The sequence below is a fragment of the Castellaniella daejeonensis genome (assembly GCF_039523555.1).
Lineage (GTDB): Bacteria > Pseudomonadota > Gammaproteobacteria > Burkholderiales > Burkholderiaceae_B > Castellaniella > Castellaniella daejeonensis.
On the sequence record NZ_BAAAFN010000012.1, the window covers coordinates 1 to 5,989 of the forward strand.

A 5,989-nucleotide genomic window follows, 5' to 3' on the forward strand; every position below is an offset into this window, starting at 1 on the left:
GGAGTACCGCAGCGGAACGTAGTGATCGTGTGTGTAGCCGACACAATTGAACGCAACAACAGCCCGGCGTGCAGCCGCCAGCGAATCTGCTACAATGCAGCGCGTCGCTGGATGCACACGCAGTGTGCTTCTTCCAAATTGGCGATCCAGTACCAGGTCCCCCGGGGCCGTGCACTGGAACGCAACCAGTTATGCTTGACGACCATAGCAAGGTGGACCCACTCCTTCCCATCCCGAACAGGACAGTGAAACGCCTTCGCGCCGATGATAGTGGGTGGACACCTGTGAAAGTAGGTCATCGTCAGGCTTCTATACCGCAAAGCCCCTGCAGATCACTCTGCAGGGGCTTTGTCTTTGTGCCTGCGGATTTTGCACGCAAGCTTTTTGCTGCGCTGCCTTTCTATTGCACTATTTCAGCAGACGCGCCAGTTCGACCGCGGTGCGCACACCCATTTTCGTGAACAGGTTCGCCCGGTGGACCTCGACCGTGCGCATGGTGATGCCCATGATGTCGGCGATCACCTTGTTCATCTTGCCTTCCAGGATCAGGTCCATGACTTCGCGTTCACGCGGGGACAGCGAGGCAAGCCGTGCCTGTACCTGGGCCTGGTCGCCTGCGGCCAGAGACGCCTGCAGCGCTTCCTGGACGCGGTCCATCAGCGTGTTGTCGTTGAATGGCTTTTCGAAGAAATCGAACGCGCCGCGCTTCAGGCAGTCGACCGCCATCGGCACGTCGCCATGGCCGGTCAGGAAGATGACCGGCATGCGCTGCGTGAGACCGCGTGATGCGAGCGTGTCGAACAGCAACGCGCCGCTCATGTCGGGCATGCGCATGTCGAGCAGCAGGCAGTCGCCCTCGGGGCTGAATGCGTGGCTCGTGTCCAGCATGTCCAGGAAAGGACGGACGCCGTCGTAGCCCGAGGCTTCGATCCGGCGGGATTGTGCCAGCCAGATCAGCGAATCCCGTATGGCTTCTTCGTCGTCAACGATGTGCAGCACCTTGTCGTCCTCCCTCCCCGGTGTGTCGCCCGCAGGCATGCAATCCCGCTATTTTTTCATGTTTCGGCGGTCGTGGCCGCGTGCAGGGAGAAACGGAAGATGGTGCCTCCGTCGGGGTCGTCTGCATAGGTCAGGGCACTGCCGTGCGATTCCACGATGGTACGACAGATCTTCAGGCCCATGCCCATGCCGTCGGCCTTGGTGGAAAAGAACGGCGAGAACAGCCGTTCGCGGGCGTGCTGCGGTATGCCGCAGCCCCGGTCGGCCACGCTGATGCGCACGCTGTCCGGGGCCTGTGGATCGGCTTCGGCACTGATGTGCAGGAAACGGCGCGCAGGCTCCATGTCGCGCATGGCCTCGATGGCGTTGCGCGTCAGGTTGAGCAGTACCTGGCCCAGCATCATGGGGTCGGCCAGCACGGTTTGCGTGCCAGGGGCGACTTCGGCCTTGATCGTGATGAAATGCCGGCTGGCCTGCAGTTCGGCCAGCTGGACGACGTCGGCGATCAATTCGGACAGGTCCACCTTTTCCCGGCGCGGCTCACGCCGCTTGGTGAACGTGTGGACGCTGCGGATGACATGTCCGGCACGCTGTGCCTGGGCATTGGCTTTTTCCAGGGCTCCGCGGATGCGGGCGATGCCATGCTCGCCCTGGCAGGCTGCCTGGTCGGCGAGCATGTTCAGTGCGCCGGTGGTATAGCTGGTGATCGCGGCCAGCGGCTGGTTCAGCTCGTGGGCCAGGGTAGAGGCAAGTTCGCCCATGGTCACCAATCTGGCGCTGGCCTGCAGCTTTTCCTGCTGGCGGCGGTTCAGTTCCTCGAATCGCTTGCGGTCGGAAATGTCCAGGATTGAGCTCATCCAGCCCGTCTGGCGGCCGCTTTCGTCGACCAGCGCCGATTCGTAGATCAGCACGGGGAAGCGTTCCTGGTCGTGGCGCAGGAAGATGGTCTCGAAGCCGTGCGAGTTGATCTTGCCGGCGATCCGCTGGGCAAAGCGTGCCTGGCATTCCTCGATGACTTCCGGTGCCCAGTAGGGCATGGGGGGCGTCAGGCCGACGAGTTTTTCGGCAGACATGCCGACCATTCTGCAGAAGGCCGGGTTCACGTAGGTGATCCTGCCGTTCAGGTCGTACACCCGCAGGCCGGTCACCAGGGAGTCCTCCATGGCGGTGCGGAAGGCGATCTGTTCACGCAAGGCGCGCTCGACGGCCATCCGGCGGTTGATGTCGCGCCACAGGGCGGCGAGGCTCCAGAACAGGCCCAGGGTCAATGCGACGATGACGACGATCAGCAGATTGGGCAGCAGCTTGGGCGGGCCTTTGACGCTGTCGGTGCGCAGCGTGATGTCCGCGTAGGGCAGGTGAAGGTCGTGGGCGTAGGTGTATACGCCGCGCCCCGTGCCACCTGCGGTGCGCTGACCCAGCAGCCGCTCGTGCCGGTCGGTCAGCTGGATTTCGTTTTTCTGGGCGAACCACCAGGGCACCATTTGTTCCAGGACGCCGGTCAGGGAGTAGGTGACGATCACGCAGCCGGTGTAGCGCCCGCCCTGGTGGATAGGAAAGAAATAGTCCATCAGGGCGGGGTGCCGCGCGTCGCTGGGCGGATCGGGCTGGCTGTATTCCGGCGCCAGGGTGGTGCGGATGCGTTCAAGCTTCTGGCGCAGCGGTTCGGGCAGGTCCTGCAGCGAGAAAGACGCTTTCTGGTCGGATGCCATGCCGCGGCCTTGCGCATCGATCCAGGCGATGCGTGTCAGTTCGGGGTGGGTGCGCAGCAGGAAATGCATCCGGTTCTGCAGTTTTTCGTCCACCAGCTGGCCGGATGCGATCTGATTGGCCAGCGAGCGGATGTCGTCCTCGTTGCGGCCGAGCTGGAAACGGATGGTTTGCTCGACCCAGAGGGTATCGGCGATCAGTTGCTCCTGGCGTTCCGTGGATTCCATCTGCTGTGCCTGGTGGGGCAGCCAGATGACGGTGGTCAGGAACAGCAGGACGCACACGACCGGCACCAGCCATTGCCAGGTGCGTCGGTGGACGAGCGGAGTCTGGGTGGAAAAGAAGCGCATGCCGGACGATTTTTCCTTAGTGTATCCGAGCCTTGCGCATTGAAACCGGACCGCCGCCGGTGTTTGCTTGTGGATTTCCACAGTTGATATGGGCATCCGGCTTGCCCAGAATGGCAGCGCATTTCCAGAACCTTCCGACCTCGAGCCTTCCGATATCGCTTCAGTGATGAAATTGCTTGCCGTCCTGCTTGCCTGCGTGCTCGCCTGCCCTTTGTCGGCGCATGCGCAGCAGGAGCCCATCGTCATCCGGTTCAGCCACGTGGTGGCCTCGGATACGCCCAAGGGCAAGGCGGCGATCCGCTTCAAGCAGCTGGCCGAGCAGGCCACGCAAGGACGAGTTCGCGTGCATGTCTACCCGAACAGCGAGCTTTACCGCGACCGCGAGGAGCTCGAGGCGCTCCAGTTGGGCGCGGTCGAGATGATTGCGCCTTCATTGTCCAAGTTCGGGCCTTTGGGGGTGCGCGAATTCGAAGTCTTCGACCTGCCGTTCCTGTTTCCCGACGAGGCGGCATTGCACCGCATCACGAGCGGGCCGATCGGCATGGGCATGTTGCAGCGGTTGCGGATCAAGGGCGTCGTCGGCCTGGCTTTCTGGGATAACGGGTTCAAGTCCTTCTCGGCCAATCGGCCGCTGGACATGCCGTCCGACCTGTCTGGCCTGCGCATGCGCATCCAGCCCTCGCGGGTGCTGGACGCGCAGATGCGGGCTCTGGGCGCCCAGCCGATGACCATGCGGTTCGGTGAAGTGTATGCCGCGCTGGAAGCCGGCGTGGTGGACGGCACCGAGAACCCGCCGTCGAATTTCTACACCCAGGACATGCAGGACGTGCAGTCCCATTTCACCGTGACCAATCACGGTTACTTGGGTTATGCCGTGATCGTCAACCGGAAATTCTGGGAAGGGTTGCCTTCCGATATCCGCGAAGCGCTGGAAGAGGCCATGGCAGAGGCGACGCGTTATGCCGCCTCGATCGCCCGGGAAGAAAACGAACGGGCCCTGGCGGCGATCAGGGCTTCGGGGAAAACACAGATTCATGTCCTCACGGACGCGGAGCGCGGGGCATGGGAAAAGGCCCTGGCCCCCGTGGGTGTCGAGATGGAAGGGCTGATCGGTGCGCAACTGGTCGCCGATATCCGGCGTGCCATCGAGGCTCGCTGACCCTGTCCTGCTGTTGTCCTGCATTTGATTTCCATACCACCATAAATAGGGAGACCTTGCTATGAAAATCCGTATCCCCGCCGTCAAAGTACTGGGCGTCTGCCTCGCGCTGGCTTTTTCATCCGCAGCGCTGGCCGACCAGCCCATCATCGTGAAATTCAGCCACGTCGTGGCCGAAAACACCCCCAAGGGCCAGGGTGCGCTCAAGTTCAAGGAGCTGGCCGAGGCCGCACTGCCCGGCAAGGTCGAGGTCCAGGTGTTCTCGAACTCGCAGCTCTTCGGCGACGGCAAGGAAATGGAAGCCCTGCTGCTGGGCGACGTGCAGATCATCGCCCCGTCCCTGGCCAAGTTCGACCGCTACACCAAGCAGCTGCAGATCTTCGACCTGCCCTTCATGTTCGACGACATGGATGCGCTCGACCGCTTCCAGTCCAGCCCCGCCGGGCAGGAACTGCTGGATTCGATGAAGTCCAAGGGCATCAAGGGCCTGGCCTACTGGCACAACGGCCTCAAGCAGATGTCCACCAACAAGGACACGCTGGTTCGTCCTGAAGACATCAAGGGCCTGAAGTTCCGCATCCAGTCCTCCGACGTGCTGGAGGCCCAGTTCCGCCAGCTGGGCGCCAACCCGCAGAAGCTGGCCTTCTCCGAGGTCTACCAGGCGCTGCAGACCGGTGTGGTCGACGGGGCCGAAAACCCCTGGTCCAACATCTATTCGCAGAAGCTCCACGAAGTCCAGAAGACCATCGCGGTCACCAACCACGGCGCCCTGGACTACATGGTGATCACCAATTCCGGCTGGTGGGACGGCCTGCCCGAAGACATCCGCGCGGGGCTGCAGAAGGCCATGGCGGGCGCCACCGAGCACGCCAACAAGCTGGCCGCCGAGATCAACGACCGCGACCGCCAGCGCATCGCCGACGCCGGCAAGGCCAAGATCCAGACCCTGTCCAAGCGGGATATCGCTGCCTGGCGCGAGGCTGTCCGGCCCGTCTGGGCGAAATTCTCCGGCCAGATCGGCGAAGACCTGATCGCCAAGGCCAGGGCCTCGAACGCGGACTGATCCTCCATATCGATCGTGCGGCCGCCGCAGGGCGGCCGTTTTGTGTCCTGAAAAAAGGAGTTCTCATGCCTAGAGTCTGGCTGGAACACATCGAGGAGGGCCTGATTGCCTTTCTCCTGGCGGCCATGACCGTCGTGACCTTCGCCCAGGTCGTGGCCCGCTACGTCTTCAACTACAGCTTCGTGTGGGCGCTGGAGCTGACGATGTACTTCTTCGGCGCCCTGATCTTTCTGGGCATCTCCTACGGCGTGCGCGTGGGCGCGCACATCGGGGTCGATGCGTTCGTGCGCATCCTGCCCGCACGCGCCGCCCACAAGCTGGCCATCCTCAGCACGCTGCTGTGCATCCTGTACGCGGCCATCGTCGTCTACGGCGCCTGGATCTACGTCGACAAGATCCACACCATCGGCATCATGGCCCAGGATCTGCCCATCCCGCAGTGGGTGCCGCGCGTCGTGCTGCCCCTGGGCTACGCGCTGCTGATCTGGCGCCTGGGCGAGGTCCTGTGGAACCTGCTGCGCGGCGGCCACGCCTCGCTGCTGGGCGACGAAGTCGCCGACGCCATGAAACTGCTCGGCGATGACGATTCCAAGGGAGACGCCGCATGACCACCACCGCGCTGTTCATTCTGCTGTTTGCCTTCATGTTCATGGGCATGCCCGTGGCCGTGGCCCTGGGCCTGTCCTCGCTGCTGACCATCATGGCCTT

At 63.0% G+C, this 5,989-nt stretch carries 5 protein-coding genes and 1 rRNA gene; 4 read left to right on the forward strand and 2 right to left on the reverse strand.

Annotation, left to right across the window (positions count from 1 at the left end):
- The first annotated feature begins 194 nt into the window (after window positions 1–194).
- Window positions 195–307: ribosomal RNA gene (gene rrf / locus ABD022_RS08715) — 5S ribosomal RNA — on the forward strand.
- 101 nt (window positions 308–408) lie between these two features.
- On the opposite strand, the gene ABD022_RS08720 is transcribed toward rrf, so the two are convergent.
- The gene (locus ABD022_RS08720; protein WP_325123991.1) at window positions 409–999 is read right to left on the reverse strand and encodes a response regulator transcription factor; all 591 of its coding nucleotides are present in this window, start codon (window positions 997–999) and stop codon (window positions 409–411) included.
- Between the two features lie 56 nt (window positions 1,000–1,055).
- Window positions 1,056–3,059, reverse strand: a complete 2,004-nt coding sequence (locus tag ABD022_RS08725; RefSeq protein ID WP_325123990.1) for a sensor histidine kinase — start codon at window positions 3,057–3,059, stop codon at window positions 1,056–1,058.
- Window positions 3,060–3,225: 166 nt separating this feature from the next.
- Between ABD022_RS08725 and ABD022_RS08730 the strand changes: the two genes are divergently transcribed.
- The 3 genes from ABD022_RS08730 to ABD022_RS08740 all read left to right on the forward strand — a co-directional run bounded on the left by ABD022_RS08730 (window position 3,226) and on the right by ABD022_RS08740 (window position 5,889).
- A complete protein-coding gene (locus ABD022_RS08730) occupies window positions 3,226–4,218 on the forward strand; it encodes a TRAP transporter substrate-binding protein (protein WP_325123989.1) in 993 nt (330 codons plus the stop codon).
- Window positions 4,219–4,279: 61 nt separating this feature from the next.
- Window positions 4,280–5,281 (forward strand): TRAP transporter substrate-binding protein, encoded by a 1,002-nt coding sequence (locus ABD022_RS08735; RefSeq protein WP_343820941.1) that lies wholly within the window; start codon window positions 4,280–4,282, stop codon window positions 5,279–5,281.
- Window positions 5,282–5,346: 65 nt separating this feature from the next.
- A complete protein-coding gene (locus ABD022_RS08740) occupies window positions 5,347–5,889 on the forward strand; it encodes a TRAP transporter small permease (protein WP_343820943.1) in 543 nt (180 codons plus the stop codon).
- Window positions 5,890–5,989: the final 100 nt, after the last annotated feature.

Bases quoted from the DNA above. Each gene is read 5' to 3' on its own strand.
- ABD022_RS08735 (WP_343820941.1), top strand. From the start codon at position 4,280: ATGAAAATCCGTATCCCCGCCGTCAAAGTACTGGGCGTCTGCCTCGCG.
- ABD022_RS08740 (WP_343820943.1), top strand. From the start codon at position 5,347: ATGCCTAGAGTCTGGCTGGAACACATCGAGGAGGGCCTGATTGCCTTT.
- ABD022_RS08725 (WP_325123990.1), bottom strand. From the start codon at position 3,059: ATGCGCTTCTTTTCCACCCAGACTCCGCTCGTCCACCGACGCACCTGG.
- ABD022_RS08730 (WP_325123989.1), top strand. From the start codon at position 3,226: ATGAAATTGCTTGCCGTCCTGCTTGCCTGCGTGCTCGCCTGCCCTTTG.